This window comes from Mesorhizobium sp. M0276, from assembly GCF_040321755.1.
GTDB lineage: Bacteria > Pseudomonadota > Alphaproteobacteria > Rhizobiales > Rhizobiaceae > Mesorhizobium.
In genome coordinates, this window is sequence record NZ_JAMYSC010000008.1 from 37,413 (window position 1) to 51,320 (window position 13,908).

The 13,908-nt window shown below is 60.7% G+C and carries 19 protein-coding genes and 1 pseudogene; 12 read left to right on the forward strand and 8 right to left on the reverse strand.

The annotated features are described in order from the left end of the window. Nucleotides 1-67: 67 nt before the first annotated feature. From NKJ01_RS08405 to NKJ01_RS36430, 8 genes are all read left to right on the forward strand, one after another. Nucleotides 68-1,474, forward strand: coding sequence for an HlyD family type I secretion periplasmic adaptor subunit (locus tag NKJ01_RS08405; RefSeq protein WP_352727408.1), 1,407 nt, complete (start codon nucleotides 68-70; stop codon nucleotides 1,472-1,474). Nucleotides 1,475-1,525: 51 nt separating this feature from the next. Continuing rightward, the gene (locus tag NKJ01_RS08410) at nucleotides 1,526-3,253 is read left to right on the forward strand and encodes an SEL1-like repeat protein (RefSeq protein ID WP_352727410.1); all 1,728 of its coding nucleotides are present in this window, start codon (nucleotides 1,526-1,528) and stop codon (nucleotides 3,251-3,253) included. 464 nt (nucleotides 3,254-3,717) lie between these two features. After that, on the forward strand, nucleotides 3,718-4,155 hold the full coding sequence (locus NKJ01_RS08415; RefSeq protein ID WP_352727412.1) for a curlin: 438 nt from the start codon (nucleotides 3,718-3,720) through the stop codon (nucleotides 4,153-4,155). Between the two features lie 67 nt (nucleotides 4,156-4,222). After that, nucleotides 4,223-4,624, forward strand: a complete 402-nt coding sequence (gene csgH / locus NKJ01_RS08420) for a curli-like amyloid fiber formation chaperone CsgH (RefSeq protein WP_352727414.1) — start codon at nucleotides 4,223-4,225, stop codon at nucleotides 4,622-4,624. Between the two features lie 166 nt (nucleotides 4,625-4,790). Beyond that, entirely contained in the window at nucleotides 4,791-5,204 is a 414-nt protein-coding gene (locus tag NKJ01_RS08425) for a curlin (RefSeq protein WP_352727416.1), read from the forward strand. Between the two features lie 382 nt (nucleotides 5,205-5,586). Continuing rightward, on the forward strand, nucleotides 5,587-5,889 hold the full coding sequence (locus NKJ01_RS08430; protein WP_352727418.1) for a hypothetical protein: 303 nt from the start codon (nucleotides 5,587-5,589) through the stop codon (nucleotides 5,887-5,889). After that, on the forward strand, nucleotides 5,886-6,317 hold the full coding sequence (locus tag NKJ01_RS08435) for a PIN domain-containing protein (RefSeq protein WP_023758519.1): 432 nt from the start codon (nucleotides 5,886-5,888) through the stop codon (nucleotides 6,315-6,317). The genes NKJ01_RS08430 and NKJ01_RS08435 overlap by 4 nt, the downstream gene beginning before the upstream one ends. A gap of 19 nt (nucleotides 6,318-6,336) precedes the next feature. Further along, on the forward strand, nucleotides 6,337-6,513 hold the full coding sequence (locus tag NKJ01_RS36430; RefSeq protein ID WP_502905868.1) for a hypothetical protein: 177 nt from the start codon (nucleotides 6,337-6,339) through the stop codon (nucleotides 6,511-6,513). An 11-nt stretch (nucleotides 6,514-6,524) separates the two neighbouring features. Here NKJ01_RS36430 and NKJ01_RS36435 read toward each other — a convergent pair whose 3' ends face one another. The 4 genes and pseudogenes from NKJ01_RS36435 to NKJ01_RS08455 all read right to left on the reverse strand — a co-directional run. Continuing rightward, complete coding sequence (locus tag NKJ01_RS36435) at nucleotides 6,525-6,695, reverse strand: hypothetical protein (protein ID WP_502905863.1); 171 nt, start codon at nucleotides 6,693-6,695, stop codon at nucleotides 6,525-6,527. 238 nt (nucleotides 6,696-6,933) lie between these two features. Then, nucleotides 6,934-7,386, reverse strand: a complete 453-nt coding sequence (locus tag NKJ01_RS08445) for a cupin domain-containing protein (protein WP_352727420.1) — start codon at nucleotides 7,384-7,386, stop codon at nucleotides 6,934-6,936. Continuing rightward, the gene (locus tag NKJ01_RS08450) at nucleotides 7,376-8,017 is read right to left on the reverse strand and encodes a TetR/AcrR family transcriptional regulator (protein WP_352486049.1); all 642 of its coding nucleotides are present in this window, start codon (nucleotides 8,015-8,017) and stop codon (nucleotides 7,376-7,378) included. The genes NKJ01_RS08445 and NKJ01_RS08450 overlap by 11 nt, the downstream gene beginning before the upstream one ends. A gap of 242 nt (nucleotides 8,018-8,259) precedes the next feature. Further along, nucleotides 8,260-8,384 (reverse strand): annotated as a pseudogene (locus NKJ01_RS08455) (CsbD family protein); the annotation flags it as partial. Nucleotides 8,385-9,296: 912 nt separating this feature from the next. Between NKJ01_RS08455 and NKJ01_RS08460 the strand changes: the two are divergent. Continuing rightward, a complete protein-coding gene (locus NKJ01_RS08460) occupies nucleotides 9,297-9,827 on the forward strand; it encodes a DUF1003 domain-containing protein (protein ID WP_352727421.1) in 531 nt (176 codons plus the stop codon). Between the two features lie 382 nt (nucleotides 9,828-10,209). Next, complete coding sequence (locus NKJ01_RS08465) at nucleotides 10,210-10,365, forward strand: hypothetical protein (protein ID WP_352727423.1); 156 nt, start codon at nucleotides 10,210-10,212, stop codon at nucleotides 10,363-10,365. Between the two features lie 213 nt (nucleotides 10,366-10,578). On the opposite strand, the gene NKJ01_RS08470 is transcribed toward NKJ01_RS08465, so the two are convergent. The 4 genes from NKJ01_RS08470 to NKJ01_RS08485 form a co-directional block, all read right to left on the reverse strand. Then, nucleotides 10,579-10,791, reverse strand: a complete 213-nt coding sequence (locus NKJ01_RS08470) for a KTSC domain-containing protein (protein WP_352727425.1) — start codon at nucleotides 10,789-10,791, stop codon at nucleotides 10,579-10,581. Nucleotides 10,792-10,866: 75 nt separating this feature from the next. After that, on the reverse strand, nucleotides 10,867-11,157 hold the full coding sequence (locus NKJ01_RS08475) for a hypothetical protein (RefSeq protein ID WP_352727427.1): 291 nt from the start codon (nucleotides 11,155-11,157) through the stop codon (nucleotides 10,867-10,869). Between the two features lie 226 nt (nucleotides 11,158-11,383). Then, entirely contained in the window at nucleotides 11,384-11,635 is a 252-nt protein-coding gene (locus NKJ01_RS08480; RefSeq protein WP_352727429.1) for a hypothetical protein, read from the reverse strand. Between the two features lie 118 nt (nucleotides 11,636-11,753). Next, a complete protein-coding gene (locus tag NKJ01_RS08485; RefSeq protein ID WP_352727431.1) occupies nucleotides 11,754-12,032 on the reverse strand; it encodes a hypothetical protein in 279 nt (92 codons plus the stop codon). Between the two features lie 282 nt (nucleotides 12,033-12,314). Between NKJ01_RS08485 and parS the strand changes: the two genes are divergently transcribed. Beyond that, on the forward strand, nucleotides 12,315-12,800 hold the full coding sequence (gene parS, locus NKJ01_RS08490; protein ID WP_352727433.1) for a type II RES/Xre toxin-antitoxin system antitoxin: 486 nt from the start codon (nucleotides 12,315-12,317) through the stop codon (nucleotides 12,798-12,800). Further along, entirely contained in the window at nucleotides 12,797-13,306 is a 510-nt protein-coding gene (locus NKJ01_RS08495; RefSeq protein ID WP_352727435.1) for an RES family NAD+ phosphorylase, read from the forward strand. Before parS ends, NKJ01_RS08495 begins: the two co-directional genes overlap by 4 nt. Nucleotides 13,307-13,908 lie beyond the last annotated feature (602 nt).

Below are 13,908 nucleotides of genomic sequence, written 5' to 3' on the forward strand. Positions count from 1 at the left end.
GCTGGAATGGGTGGGACTGAATGGTCCGGTTCACCAAAGACGACATACACTTCGGATCTAATAAGCCATGAGTAGCACCTCCCTCACCATCCGTCCCGCCCGCTGGCGTCGGACGAAAACGAGCGATCCGACGACACCGGCCATTCTCGAGTTCCAGTGGCCGTCGACGGCGGTAGCCAACGCGCCCATTCCGCGAGCGGCACGCGGCATTGTCTGGACTATTTCGAGCTTGGTGTTCGCGTTGATCGCCTTGGCAGGACTGATCCCGGTCGACCAGGTGGTGACGACCAGAGGGCTCGTGGTCTCACAATCGCCCAACATCGTCGTGCAACCATTGGAGACAGCGATCGTGCGCTCGATCGACGTGCGCGAAGGGCAGCATGTGCGAGCCGGTCAATTGCTTGCCCGCCTCGATGCGACCTTTGCCTCAGCGGATCTCCAGGCGCTAGCGATGCAGGTCTCGACGCTTGAGGCCGAAGTGGCACGTCTGAAGGCCGAGACCGACGGCAAGGCCTTCAATTATGACGGTCTTGATCCAGCCTGGACCCTGCAGGCCTCCATCTTCGAGCGCCGCAAGGCAGTCTATGACGCCAAGCTGGAGAATTTCGACCGGCAAGGCGATGAACTCAGTTCGGTGATCTCGCGTGCTCAATCGGACGCCGTCGGCTACCGGCAGCGGCTCTCCGTCGCGGCCTCGATACAACTAATGCGCAAGCAACTGGAAGAAAGACAGGTCGGGAGCCGCCTCAATACGCTTCTTGCCGAGGACAATTCGGCGGAAATGTCGCGGGCGCTCGGCAATGCAGAACAGACAGCAGAAGCTGCCAGACGCCAGCAGGCGGCGGTGGCTGCCGAGCGCGACGGCTACGTCCAAGGCTGGCGAGCGGAAGTGTCACAGGGCCTGTCGGAGGCGAGTTCGCGGGTGTCCGACGCCCGCGAACTCCTCAACAAGGCAAAGCTGCGCAAGCAGTTGGTGGAGCTGAAAAGTGAAGCAGATGCCATCGTCCAGTCGGTAGCGAAAGTCTCGGTTGGCTCGGTCCTGCAGTCGGGCGAGCGGTTGATTACGCTGGTGCCAGCTGACGCGCCGCTCGAGATCGAGACAAACATCGTGGGTCGCAGCAGCGGCTTCGTTCATATCGGCGATCCCGTGGTCATCAAGTTCGACACTTTCCCCTATTCGCAATATGGCCTCGCACACGGCACAGTGCGGACGCTCAGCCCCGATTCCTTTTCGGCGCAGGAGCAAGCCCGCGACCCAAACAGTTCCCTGGCCATGTTGCCCTCGGACTCCGAGCTGTTCTATCGGACGCGGATTTCCATCGATCAGATCGCGCTGCACGGGGTAGGCGCCGGTGTCAACGTAAGCCCTGGAATGCCCGTGACCGCCGACGTGAAAGTGGGCCAGCGCACAGTGCTCAAATACATGCTCGGCGTGATGCTTCCGATCGGCCAGGAAGCAATGCGCGAGCCGTAGGCGGTAACGCAGTAGGCGACCGAGGTGGGGGAATCGAGGGCTCGGACCAATATGACAATTCTGGATCGGCTGACTGTTTTCGCCAACCCGACGGCAACATTGCGGCGGGCGATTAAGCTCTCTGACTGCGGCAAGCCCGCAAAGGCCTTTCCGCTCATGGCGATCGCCGCACGCGCGGGGATCGTCGACGCGGAGTATCGGGTCGCGCGTTGCTATCTCGAGGGATCGGGAGTGCCGCCGAGTCGCGTAGAGGGGACGCACTGGCTGAGGCGCGCCGCGAGTCACGGCAATGCCGATGCGCAGGCGCTCCTCGCCGCACTTTGCGTGAGCGGCCTTGCGACAGCGGAAGGTGACGGCCAGCGCTCGGAATCGGAACGCCTGTTCGAGCAGGACCTTTCCGGTGAGCCGGACTTCGTGACAGCATTCGACCTTGCCACGAAAGCCGCCGAGTCAGGCTCAGCAACCGGCCAGGCAGTCCTCGGCTACATCCTTACCAGTGGTCCCGAATCGATGCGCGACCCGGATGCGGCGCACCGCTGGTATGAGCGGTCGGCCGCGGCCGGCTGTGCCGAAGGATGCCTCGGTTTTGCGCTTTCGCTGGCACGGCGGGGGGGGCCGACGGAGCGAGCCAGGGTTGCCGACGAGGTTCGGCACGCTGCTGACGCCGGGTTGCTGACCGCAACCTATCTTCTCGCTATCCTTACCGAGCACGGCCTTGGTGTTACAGCCGACCGCGGTGCCGCCGCTCGGCTGTACCTAGCAGCTGCGGAGAAAGGCCTTCCCTCGGCGCAATTCCGGATGGGGTTGGCGCTGATCGACGGCAGCCTCGTGGATCAGGATCCTACGGCCGGGGAGGTGTGGATGCGGCGTTCCGCGCTGGGGGGCAACATCGAGGCGGCGTATCTCCTCGGTGATCGGTACGTGAAGCGCCGGCCGCCGGATTTTGCAGAGGCCGCAAACTGGTATCGACGGGCCGCGGAGGCGGGTCACCAGTCCGCCGCTCGCGCTATCGCCTCTTTGTACCTGACAGGCAACGGCGTTGCCAAGGATGACAAAGAGGGGACGCGCTGGCTTCGCGTTGCCGCAAACAGCGGGAACCAGGGAGCACAAGTCGACCTCGCCAATCTTGTTCTCGGAGGAGCCGGCGAGCCGGACGATCCTATACGCATAGCGGAATGGTTCGAGGCAGCCGCGTCATCGGGAGACCTCATCGCCGCCTTCAATCTCGGGCTCTGCTTCGCCAAGGGCGTTGGCGTGGTGCAAGACGAAGGTCAGGCGGCTCAATGGCTGAGGCGCGCTGCTGACGGCGTGGCCGAGGCCCAATACATGTATGCGCGAATCCTCCAGGATGGGCGCGGCGTGGCGGCCGACGCGGAGCAGTCCCGCGTCTGGTTTGCCGAGGCAGCCGACGGCGGCGTACTCGACGCGCAAGTGGCACTTGCCGAGATGCTGCTCAACGGGCACGGAGGCGTGCAGTCGTCAAAAGCTGCAATCCAGCTGTTCGAGCGGGCCGCCGCCGACGGACATGCCGGGGCAATGTTTGCGCTTGGCGCGCTGCACAGCTCCGGCGTGGGCCTGCCGATCGACCAGACGGCAGCCCAGAAATGGTTCGCCGCCGCCGCCGAATGTGGGCATGGACACGCCCAACTGATGCTTGGCCGATTTCTCTCCAAGGGCCTCGGCGGAGAGCGCAATCCGCTGGCTGGCCGCCTTTGGCTCCAGCGGGCGGCTGCGCATGGCATCCAAGAAGCCGTCGACGAGCTCGCTGAGTTTGGGTAGTAGCCTGTGAGGCGCTGTGAAAGACAGCTGATCGCCGACGATGGGGCCGGTTGGTTGCTGGCACCCCGCAACGTGCCGAAGCCGATCCGGGAGGTAGATTGTAGGAGTGAAGGGCGCATTAGGAACTCGTTCAGATTGAATTGACATCGTTCGGAACCGGTCGGTGGTGCCGCGCTTGATGCGCTCGTCGGCCAAAAGCACGACCGGGCAGTTGCTGGCCGCCAGAACAGCGCCGGCGGTATTGCCGAAGAACAGGTCTTCGCCCGGACGATGAGTGACCCCTGTCACAACCAGCACCGCCGGCGATCGCCGCGTCCGCAACGAGTCAGACGCCGGCTAGGCGGCCTCCCGCGCTGCTCCTCCTGAACCACGGCTGAACGCCGTCTTCAGCATCGGTTCGAATTGCATCTCCTAAAACGAAGCCGTTCAAACTCGCGGTCCCGTCCGCCAAAGGAGACGCTCTCATGATCCGCAATTCTTTCACCGCAACCGCGCTCGCCGCTCTTATCGGCATTGCCGTCGCTGCCCCGGCCATGGCCAACGACGTGAGCATCGAGCAGTATGGCTGGTCCAATTCGGCTGGTGGCGCCCAGAACGGCTTCAAGAACCGTATCCGGGTTTACCAGGACGGCCGCTTCAACACGGCAATCGGCCAGCAGCGCGGCCGCCATAACCTGTCGGCCATTGGCCAGCAGGGGATCGGCAATTACGGCGCCACCTATCAAAATGGCAATCGCAACGCCGCCGGCGTCGCCCAGTTCGGCTCCAATCACACCACCATCCTGACCCAGGACGGCAACGGCAACATTGCTGCCGGCGTGCAGGTTGGCCGCGGCTGCAATGCCAATGTCAGCCAGGGCGGCAGCGGCAATGTCGCGGCTTTCGTTCAGGCCTGCCCATAAGCAGTACCGGCTGGGCGGCCGCGGAAAGAGTCAGCGGCTGCGCCAACCAACGCCAAGGAGACGAACCATGCCAAGCATCGTCAAACTTCCCCGTAGCGTCATGACCGCATTCGCCCTGGTTCTGATCCCGGCCGGCGCTTTGGCGACCATGGCCACCGCCGGCCAGTCGCTCGGTCCGGTGCGCTGCGAGATCCGGGCTACCCAGGAAGGCGGCATGGTCTCGCTGGAGGCGCTCGCCCATGCCGACAAAAGCGTCAGCGGCACCTATTCCTTCCATGTTGAAAGTGCCGCTCGCACCGGCAGCACCAACATCGAGCAGGATGGCGCCTTCAGCACAGCGCCCGGCAAGCCAGCTACGCTCGGCGCTGTCACGCTCGACGCGAAAGGCGGCGTCTATGACGCCAGGCTCGAGCTCACGATCGATGGCAAGAGCATCAGCTGTGCCGAGCGGCTCGGCGGCGCGACCTGATCGGATCGCCAGTTTACGAAAAGGGCGTCGGCAATCGGCGCCCTTTTCCTATGTGCGTCAGGCCGGGAGTGAATGAACGACAGCTGAACGAAGGATTCCGGCAGGGTTCAGCCACCAGATGAGAAGGTTGGCCACAGGCTGGGGCAGCCGGAAAATGGAGACCAAGATGACCCGCAATACATTGAAAACTCTTGCCGCCGTTCTCGTTGCCGGCAGCATCGGCCAGGCGGCGCTGTCCGCACCGGCTTACGCGGGCGGCTGGGTTTCGGTGACATTTGCCCCCGGCAACGTTCGCGACGCTGGCGCCCTGGCGACTGGACTGCGCTTCTATTCGCTGTATCGCGGCCTGCATGGTGCAAGCATCCGTCAGTCAGGACACGGAAACGCAGCTGGCATCGGCCAGAATGGTCGCGGCAATCTGGGCATCATCCAGCAGGAGGGTAATGGCCATTCCGCCACCCTGCAGCAGAATGGCAATGACAACGCTTACGGCATTTTCCAGTTCGGAAGGACTACCGACGCCAACGTCGCACAGAACGGCAATGCCGGTGGCGGTGCCACCTTCAGCTACGGTTGGTAACTGCCGGCGATGAGCCATGAAATTTAGGGTCGCCGCTGGGAACGAAGCATAAAGCGAGCAAATTTAGAAATGTAATGGCCGATCGCGTAGAACCATATAAAAGAATAAGAGTCAGGGCAGCCGAAGTGCGTCAATCGTAAAAGATCTTCTAAAGCGCAAAGGCTGATCAGGACCGGTATAGTGCGAAACACAATCCCGAAAATCGCAGCTTCATTTGCATTCCTGCCGCAATCATGCGGCCCCGCGCTTCCGCCTATTTCCAGACAGAGCCTAGGCGAAACCGCCTGTTGTGGTCGGGCCGAATTTCAAACTGACCCACTACCCAGCCTTGCGCTCCAAAGACTACACGGCTATATATCTGGATATAGCACGGAGGCACGCGATGAGCAACAGTGCGCAGAAAAGAGCGATCGACAATTATCGGTCCCGCCTGACCGCGCGTGGCATCGCGCGGTTTGAAATCCAGGCGCTCGACGCCGACCGCGATCTACTAAGGAGCCTTGCCCGGAAGTTGACGGAGGAGGGGCCGGAAGCTGGCCGGCTTCGCCGGACCATACAGCAGGCCGTGGCGGGTGAACCTCCGAAAACGGGCGGTATTCTCGCCGCATTGCGTCGCTCGCCTCTGGTTGGTGCCGATCTCGACCTCAGCCGGCCGCGAGAAGAGGGGCGTAAGGTCGACCTGTGACGCGCTACCTCCTCGATACCAATATCATCAGCAATGCCATAAAGCAGGAGCCTTCAGAATCGCTGCTGGCCTGGATGGGAACGCAGAACGACGATGACCTCTTCATCGCTTCGCTAACCGTTGCGGAAATCCGCCGCGGTATTCTGGAGAAGCCGCGCGGTAAGAAACGTGACGCACTGGACAAGTGGTTCTCTGGCTCGGAAGGGCCGCAGGCTCTGTTTGCCGGCCGCATCCTATCGTTCGACGACAAATCGGGGCTGATTTGGGCGCAACTGATGGCAGAAGGGAAAGCGGCCGGCCGGCCGCGTAGCGCGCTCGACATGATCGTCGCCGCCGTCGCCAGTGCGAATGACTGCGTGGTCGTGACGGATAACGAAAAGGACTTCGCCGGACTTCAGATCGTCAACCCGATACGCGGAACGGTCTGATGCAGCGGCGGATCAAGGAATGCATGATGTCTTCGCTGATGCCGTCGGCGAAGTAGCCCTGCTCGGTGTCGCCATTTTGGCGAACGGCAGGACGGCGATCGAATGCTTTGCCGGCGTTGACCCTGCCGGCCGGCTCGTCGAGGGTTCCGACATAGCGATCGCCTTGGTCCCGGCGCTGCCGACTTGCAGCGAATAGACCACGATCGGCTAGGCGAAATTATTGAGTTGTGTGCTGTGGAGATCGCGGACCGAGAGGTCGAGCATTGCCTTGACCTGCCGATAGGCATCCTCGGAAAGGCAGATGGCGCCGGGCGCCGCCACGCCCGCAGCACACGGCATCCAGACTGCGGAACCAACCAGCGCCCCATCGCCGGCCACTTGATCGCCCGGCCGTTGTACACGGCGATGATCGAGCTCTCGCTCGGCCGCCGCCTCTGGATATGGACCATTGCAAGGTCGCCACCGTGCCTGGCGCCGGCCCGATTCCCTCGCGAATGGCTTTCTCGGAGGGGCGCAAATACCATCACCACAGCCGGTTGTCGGAGGAATGGTTTCGGGGACCATCATTGCCGGATATGACGCAAGAGCCCGAAACCACTCGAAATTGCGATGCAACTCAGGCCGCCATTGTCAGCATTTCTATCCCGTGCTGCTGCATTGCCGCGCCGATCCGCGCGAAGTCGGGCTGCGTCTGCGGCTCGGCCGTGCCGATGTCGCGGAAGAAGGCGACCATAGAAGTTTCTATGAGCACGAGCATCCGCACCGGGTGGCTGCTGTCGTTTGAGTAATTATGCGGCTCTCTGGGACCGATACGCACCGAGGTTCCGGGGCTCGCGACCGTCACCTCGGGCGGGCCGCCCTCGGCAAAGTGGCGGACCGTGAGGTCGCCCTCGATTACATAAAATTGTTCGGGCGACGCGTGGCTGTGCGGCGGGGTGCCGGAGCCCGGCGGGACCTCGACCTCAATGAGTTCGAGGTTCGAGCCCACAAGGCCTCCCAGGAAGCGGATGCGATCGGCGACGACCCAGAGGGTCTGGCCGTCGTAGGGGTTGGTGACGTCAATTTTCATTACCTGTCTCTTTCATTTGCGATGTAACGTCCGCTGGAGAGTGGCCCGAGGTGACTGCGGACAGTATCACCTCAATTGCCCAGGATGCGGTCTCGCCAGCCTCGGTTCCGGTGAGACCGCCGTAGTCTTTCAGGACCTCCCAGGCAGAGGCCGAGAAGAGAAGATGGACTAGCGACTTGATCTTCTCGGCCTCGGCGGGCGGAAGGGAGGCGATGGCGGGAGCGAGTGCGTGAGCGAAATTGGCACGCCGCTTCGCCACCGTGCCTGTACGCATCTCGCGGCCGGTCCGGGAGTGTAGCGAGGAGCGGATCGCCGCTTCGTGTGTGTCGAACTTTGGGAACGCTTGTCGTGGGCCATCGACGAGGTCTTTTAGACTCTCAGGTGTCGCGGAGACACCTATCCGGGCATTCAGCCAAGGCCAGAAGGTGGCCAACAGATCGTCCTTAGTCGCGAAGTGGCGAAACACGGTCCGCCGCTGCACTCCGGCCCTCAACGCGATGGCTTCCGTGCTGATCTCGTCCGCGGCGCTCGCCGAATCCATCAGTTCAAACAGGGCGATAAGGATCGCCTCGCGTGTCTCACGCGCTTTTTCCTCGCGCACGGGGCTGTTGTAGGCACGGACACTAGACATGCGGCTCGTTCCAAATTTCACGACACTGCCTGTGTCATTAAATTTGACCCCTGTCAATTGATGGCACCATATGTGTCCTTAAATATCGCAGGAGTCTGTGAGTGGCTGGATTCCCAACGCCGGCCGAATGCGTTTGAGTCCCCGCCAGGCCAGTGCAACACAAAGCCGCCGCGCGCCATCACGCCGACTGACGTGAAGGCGGCCACCGCTCGATTATTGGGTTGGGACCTTTGCCCTTCGTGGCGTAGTTTCATCCCGAGCTGGTCGCGGCTGCCGGCGATGCGGTCGAGATTTCATCGGTGAGCTTGCCCCATTGTTCTTTCACCTTGCCTTTGACCTGCTTCCAATTTCTTTCGACGCGGTTCAGTCCATGGTGGCGAACTCCTTCGTTTCTCTCGTGGAAAAACGGTCGTATGGCCGTGGGGTTCAGCTACAACGCCGAAGAAGCGACGACCTCGATTGGAAGTCGATTTTCAATCAGTCTCGATGGAACATTAACAGTCCCTAAGGGTTGTGCGTGCGGCAGGTGCCCTCCATCGCCTGCTGAAGATCAGTGTCCTCTGATCGGCCCGCGCTCTCACAGATGGCGCGGGCTTCAATTGCACAGGCGATGGTCGGAACCTACGTTGTCAGACCACCAAGGATAAGGCGCTGGCCATGGCAAAGGAGAACGGTGCCAAGGTGCGGGTCGAGGAGGTGAAGAAGCGGTAAGGCCCGTCTGGCGAGGCAACGGGAGTTCGCTAATAGTTACATTGACGGTATCGAGCAATATCTCGTGCTTGGACATTCCTGGGGAGCTCGGGCAGCCCTCGTGCCGGCCCGCAGGCATGCTCCACCCTGGCCGTGGTGCTGCTCTCCGGCTATCCGGCTCCGCGGCTCGATCTTGCGCTGGCCGCACTCCCGGCCCTACCGGTGATCGGCACCGCTCTCCGTCACACCTGCTGCCGCTGCTTGTGAGGCTGGCCTGGCCTTGGGCGAAATGTTGGCCGCAGGCCTGTTGTCGAAGGCTAGCTAGAAGAATATCGCCGAGCCGACCGGCATCGTGGCCGGATCTGGGGACCGGCTGTTCGACCCGGAAGCGGATGCACCACGTGCATGGAGAGATCAGTGGGTTTCTCCTTGAGATCGTTTCGGGCTTCGGCCACAGGGTTCGTAAGGGCGCCGCGGGCGGTGTTCGCGATGGTGGCAAGTTGCAGGGCTGGTCGCCACAGCTCGAGACCGCCTGACCAGTCGAGGGGGGAGACGAGCGCCGCTTTCACAAAAATGGCATTCAAAAAACATGAGTGATCAACGTCCCGCCGACATGCAGTCCGTCCTTCGCCAGAACATACAGACTCTGGTCGACCACAGACGACAACAGGAGGAGAACCAAGGCGTTCAGGTGCGAGTTGCTGGCGCCGTTTCGCGCTTCGCGGGAAGCATGCCTTTTGTCTATTTGCATCTCGCAATTCTTGTAGCCTGGATTCTCGCGAACCTTGGCGCGATACCATCCATCCCAGCTTGGGACCCCACTTTTGTGATCCTGGCCATGGTCGCCTCCGTCGAGGCAATCTTCTTGTCCACTTTCGTGCTGATCAATCAGAACAGAATGGCTGAACACAGCGAGCACCGAGCGGAACTGGACTTGCAGATCAGCCTTCTCAACGAGCATGAAACCACGCGACTGATCGAGATGGTGGCTGCTTTGACGGCGCGTCTGAATGTCTCGACCCCCGCCGACAACGAGCTGCCGCAACTGGCAGAGAATATCGATCCCCAACATGTGATGAACCAAATTCAGCAAGCTTCTGGAGATCAGGGCGAAGGTTGAGCAAAACGAGGTCGCCGCCGCGAGTGATGCAGCCAGAGCATAGATGCGACGCGCATTGGCTACAGTTCCGGACTGGGCTTCAGGCCCACCATCCTCTCTCCTTTGTACCATTCACCTACGATTTCGCCCAACCAAGTCAGTTTGCAGCATTAATAAGAAAAAGCACCGCACAAGCCCATGTTGCACCACAGTATGCCTCGGGAATTTGAGATCGGTGACGAGGTCGCGCTGACCAGTACGGTGATCACGATTCTCCCCAGCGGACGCGCTAGTGTAAGCATTTCTCACGGGTCTGTGGCCGATCCACAATGGCCTGCTACGCTACTGAGGCTTTGACGTGCTGCACCCTTTGTCGCCTACATGCCGGGCCGCGTCGGCGACGATGGCCGCAAGGCCCCACCTGGAAGCTTACGGAAAGAGGCTCGAAGAAATCAACGACACTCCGCGATTATTCTTCCAGGCCGCCGATGACTACGGCAAGGACGAACGGCTGAAGCCTGGTGTGCTCGCACTCTCAGGGGTGCAGCGCAATGTCTGATGCCGCCCGCCCGCTAGAAGGCCTTGTTTGTGGTCGACAGCCATAGATCACCAGCAAGACCGCATCGATGATCGAATCGTCCGGTAAATGGGGTCCCTCACCCTTATCCAGCCGCGGAGCATCGCGGGGGCTGCTTTGCGCTGCCGGTGAGGTCGACAAAGCGAAGAGCCAGAGGAGATTTGAAGTCTGCGAGAGCGGAAACAGCAAACCTCATCAAGGATCGTCGTCCTGGTCGGCCTGACGAACTGGAAGTGATTGCGGATGATCGTTAAAGTAGCGGCCCTTGGCGAAAGCGGCTCGAAATGCAGCGTAGGTCTCAGGCGGCACGTCCTCGAACTCGTAGCGTTTGCCGCTGGCCACAAACCATACAGACAGGATTCTGCTGTTCGGATCATGTTCCGTTTTGCGTATCGAGCTCGAAGGCATGAGCAGATTTTACACAATCCGCCCGCGTCACCAGTGGATGACGCGGGCCAGTCAGACTCGCGGCTCAGCGGCTGATCAACAACCTTCCGTCGTCTTTTTCATCTGCCCTGGAGCAGCGGTCTTGGCGGCGGTATCCTGTTGCCCCGGAGCGGCCTGCTTTGCGCTGCCGGTCTGTTGACCGGGGGCGCAGGGCCTCGCCGAGTTCGGATTGGTCCCGCCGGTGATGGTCGAGTCAGTGCCTTGATCATTGGTGCTCGGCATCGTTGTGGTGGTAGTCGTCGTGGACGATCCACTGGTGCTCGACTGAGCAAAGGCAAGGCCCGTTGACAAAGCCACCATGGCTAATAAGAAAAGAAGCCGTTTCATCTCGTGGTCTCCTGTCCGAAAAAACTGCCCTTCAATTATCAAACAGCCAAATGAGAGCACGGTTCCTCCGGTGGAAAACAATCTGTCTGGCTAAATACGTTGCGAAGGCCATCTTCGGCAGGTGGACGCCGACGATCCTCGACCGCAACTTCGGGGTCATGCAGCGCGTCTCGCCAGGCTGAAAAGCAAGCAGCGCACCGGCGATGATGTCGAGCGTCGAACCTGATTATCCAGCAGTGTCGCTAGCGCCCCAACCTGCAAGTTCGAGGCCGGATCTTACTCGTTCCCGATCCTGGACACCCTCGAAGCGAAGATCTGCGACGATGGCCTGCACGGTCACCCACACGTCGCGCGGGCGGCCCGCAAGCAGCCGCCGGCGGATGTCAAGGTAGTCGTGATCCTGCCCCGGCGCCGGGCCGGCGTCGTCGATCTTGCGATCGATCTTGGCGACGAGGTCTTCGGTAAGGGCGATTTTCATGACCGTTCTCAGGTTAGTGTCCCGCAAGCATCGCAGCGGCAGGGCCCCGCGTCCTGAACGGGTGCTGATATTGTGCTGAAATCGAATGTGGATGGCGCCCGCAACGATGATGTTGCGCCTATTTTGGAAAGCCTTGCTTGAGCTCGATTCGGGTGCCGTGAATCGGGCTTGTGTCGACGTTGCGATCGGCATGTGCCGGTTGGGCCGGCAGTTTCAGGATCAGCGGCATCTCGAAGGTAGCGGGAAGCGGCAAGACGATTTCCTTGCCTTCGCCATCGGAGGCGCGCATGCCAGCCGATCGATGATGAAGATTGACGGCCAGCGATGATGATGGCTCCGTCTCGCCAGGCGCGACTGTGACTGAAAGCATGCGGATCATGTCGTCTTCGTAAAGCACCTGGTGGTTGTCCGCCGCGGCCCAATTCCGCCGTCCTACGGCGGGGCGGAGCCTGCATATGCGATTGTACGGAAGCTTGTTTGGGGTGTCCGATCAAGCCCGCCGCTAAAGCACCCTGTGCATTTGAGAAATGGTGCAACGCGCAATGTGAATGCAACATCCCCAGCCAGTCCAAATTTATTCATAGGGATTGACGCGGGCCAATCCGAGTGTCGCACGCACTTGAAATCTCGAACGTCAACTGTCATATTTAAAGCGACAGTTGACACAGGGGAGGTGCTTATGGCGATTACGGCGGACAAGGTCGTTACTGAAGCGAAAGGCGGTGGTCTCCAAAGGGTGGAGGCATTGCTCGGCGGGTCTCGTATATTGTCGCGTCGATTGACCAGTGCCCTTGACGCGCATGAACTGCTGCTACTCGGTCTGCCGGGCTCGGCGCTAAACCACCTCGTCGGACAACTGGTCTTCATCAACAAGACAGCATCGCTCGAAAAGGCGGTTGGCATGAGCCTGCGAACCTGGCAGCGACGCAAAGACACTCCATCCAAGCCTCTTAGCCAGGAGCAGAGCGGACGGACTTGGAAATTCGCAGAGATCCTGGCAAAGGCGACGGATGTCCTCGGCACGCAGGCGGAAGCTGAACAATGGTTGGAGCGTCCGGCGATCGGTCTCGACCAGCGCCGTCCGATCGATCTGCTGGGCACTCCCGCCGGCGTGGAACTGGTCGAAGATTATCTCGAGCGACTTGAATACGGCGTCTACGCGTGACGGCTCTGCCGATAGCGCTCGGAGGAACGGAACTCATTGCGTGGCGACTCGACCAGGCCGTCTATGCCGCGACATGGAATAGTGGCGAAGGTGCCTATCGGGTGGGTGGCCGCTGGAACAGCAAGGGCGTAAGAGCCGTGTACTGCTCGATCGATCCCGCCACGGCCATTCTCGAAGTCGCCGTGCATAAGGGCTTTCGCACCCTAGACATAGTTCCTCATACGCTAACGGCAGCTGTCATCAGCGATGCATCGGCTGTCCATGTCGTTGACCCTGCAAGCGTGCCCAATCCGAACTGGCTGCGCCCCGGCATTCCGAGCGCGGGTCAGCAGGCATTCGGGGATGACCTCCTGATGAAACATCCCTTCGTGGCTATGCGAAGTGCGGTCTCTTCACATAGCTGGAACATCATCTTCGTGGCGAGCGAGGCGGCAGCTTCCTACACGCTTAAGTTTCAGGAAGCTTTTGCCCTCGACACAAGGCTGCATCCCCCGGTCAGCAAATAACATCGGGGTGGGCGCGACTTTGCCTGGTTTTCGCCGGACAAGTTGGTGAAGCGGCGCGTCTCGCGATCGGCGGTATGCAACCCGTGAGATACGATGGGTTCGGAAACTGGCCTCAACGGGAGTAACTGTTGGAATAATCCCGAGTGGGCAACTTGGGTGAGCTTTGCGTTTCTCCCAGACGACGCCCCGGAACGGTAGTTCGGCGACATCAGCTCTACCAGCGGATCACCCCCAAAAATGCTGAATTTAAAGACTGATTTCTCAGGCTGCCATTCTATTTGCAATTTTGCCGTCAGTTTAGCTGATCGCGGCGACGATCCAGCGTCGAGGCCGCCAGGGACTTTAGCCCGCCGATATCCAAGTCGACCGTCCAGTTGGCTCAACTGAGAATGGCACCCGCTAGTAGTACCGTGATGAGAATTGACAACGGAACGGCTAGAAGACCGCACATCTCAAGGGTTTTGGTGTTTAGCTCCATCTTCGTCGCCTCGCGTCGTTGGCGTTGTCATTTTGACGCTAACGGGAAGTCATTGGAAGTGGTTCCGCGCGAGGCAGTCAGAGATGCAGTCCCTGCTGCATATTAGCAACACCTTGACGACCCT

Bases quoted from the DNA above. Each gene is read 5' to 3' on its own strand.
- NKJ01_RS08445 (WP_352727420.1), bottom strand. From the start codon at position 7,386: ATGAAAATTGACGTCACCAACCCCTACGACGGCCAGACCCTCTGGGTC.
- NKJ01_RS08410 (WP_352727410.1), top strand. From the start codon at position 1,526: ATGACAATTCTGGATCGGCTGACTGTTTTCGCCAACCCGACGGCAACA.
- NKJ01_RS08470 (WP_352727425.1), bottom strand. From the start codon at position 10,791: ATGCCTTCGAGCTCGATACGCAAAACGGAACATGATCCGAACAGCAGA.
- NKJ01_RS08405 (WP_352727408.1), top strand. From the start codon at position 68: ATGAGTAGCACCTCCCTCACCATCCGTCCCGCCCGCTGGCGTCGGACG.
- parS (WP_352727433.1), top strand. From the start codon at position 12,315: ATGGCGATTACGGCGGACAAGGTCGTTACTGAAGCGAAAGGCGGTGGT.
- NKJ01_RS08450 (WP_352486049.1), bottom strand. From the start codon at position 8,017: ATGTCTAGTGTCCGTGCCTACAACAGCCCCGTGCGCGAGGAAAAAGCG.
- NKJ01_RS36430 (WP_502905868.1), top strand. From the start codon at position 6,337: ATGCATGATGTCTTCGCTGATGCCGTCGGCGAAGTAGCCCTGCTCGGT.
- NKJ01_RS08430 (WP_352727418.1), top strand. From the start codon at position 5,587: ATGAGCAACAGTGCGCAGAAAAGAGCGATCGACAATTATCGGTCCCGC.
- NKJ01_RS08460 (WP_352727421.1), top strand. From the start codon at position 9,297: ATGAGTGATCAACGTCCCGCCGACATGCAGTCCGTCCTTCGCCAGAAC.
- csgH (WP_352727414.1), top strand. From the start codon at position 4,223: ATGCCAAGCATCGTCAAACTTCCCCGTAGCGTCATGACCGCATTCGCC.
- NKJ01_RS08425 (WP_352727416.1), top strand. From the start codon at position 4,791: ATGACCCGCAATACATTGAAAACTCTTGCCGCCGTTCTCGTTGCCGGC.
- NKJ01_RS08465 (WP_352727423.1), top strand. From the start codon at position 10,210: ATGGCCGCAAGGCCCCACCTGGAAGCTTACGGAAAGAGGCTCGAAGAA.
- NKJ01_RS08415 (WP_352727412.1), top strand. From the start codon at position 3,718: ATGATCCGCAATTCTTTCACCGCAACCGCGCTCGCCGCTCTTATCGGC.
- NKJ01_RS08480 (WP_352727429.1), bottom strand. From the start codon at position 11,635: ATGAAAATCGCCCTTACCGAAGACCTCGTCGCCAAGATCGATCGCAAG.
- NKJ01_RS08475 (WP_352727427.1), bottom strand. From the start codon at position 11,157: ATGAAACGGCTTCTTTTCTTATTAGCCATGGTGGCTTTGTCAACGGGC.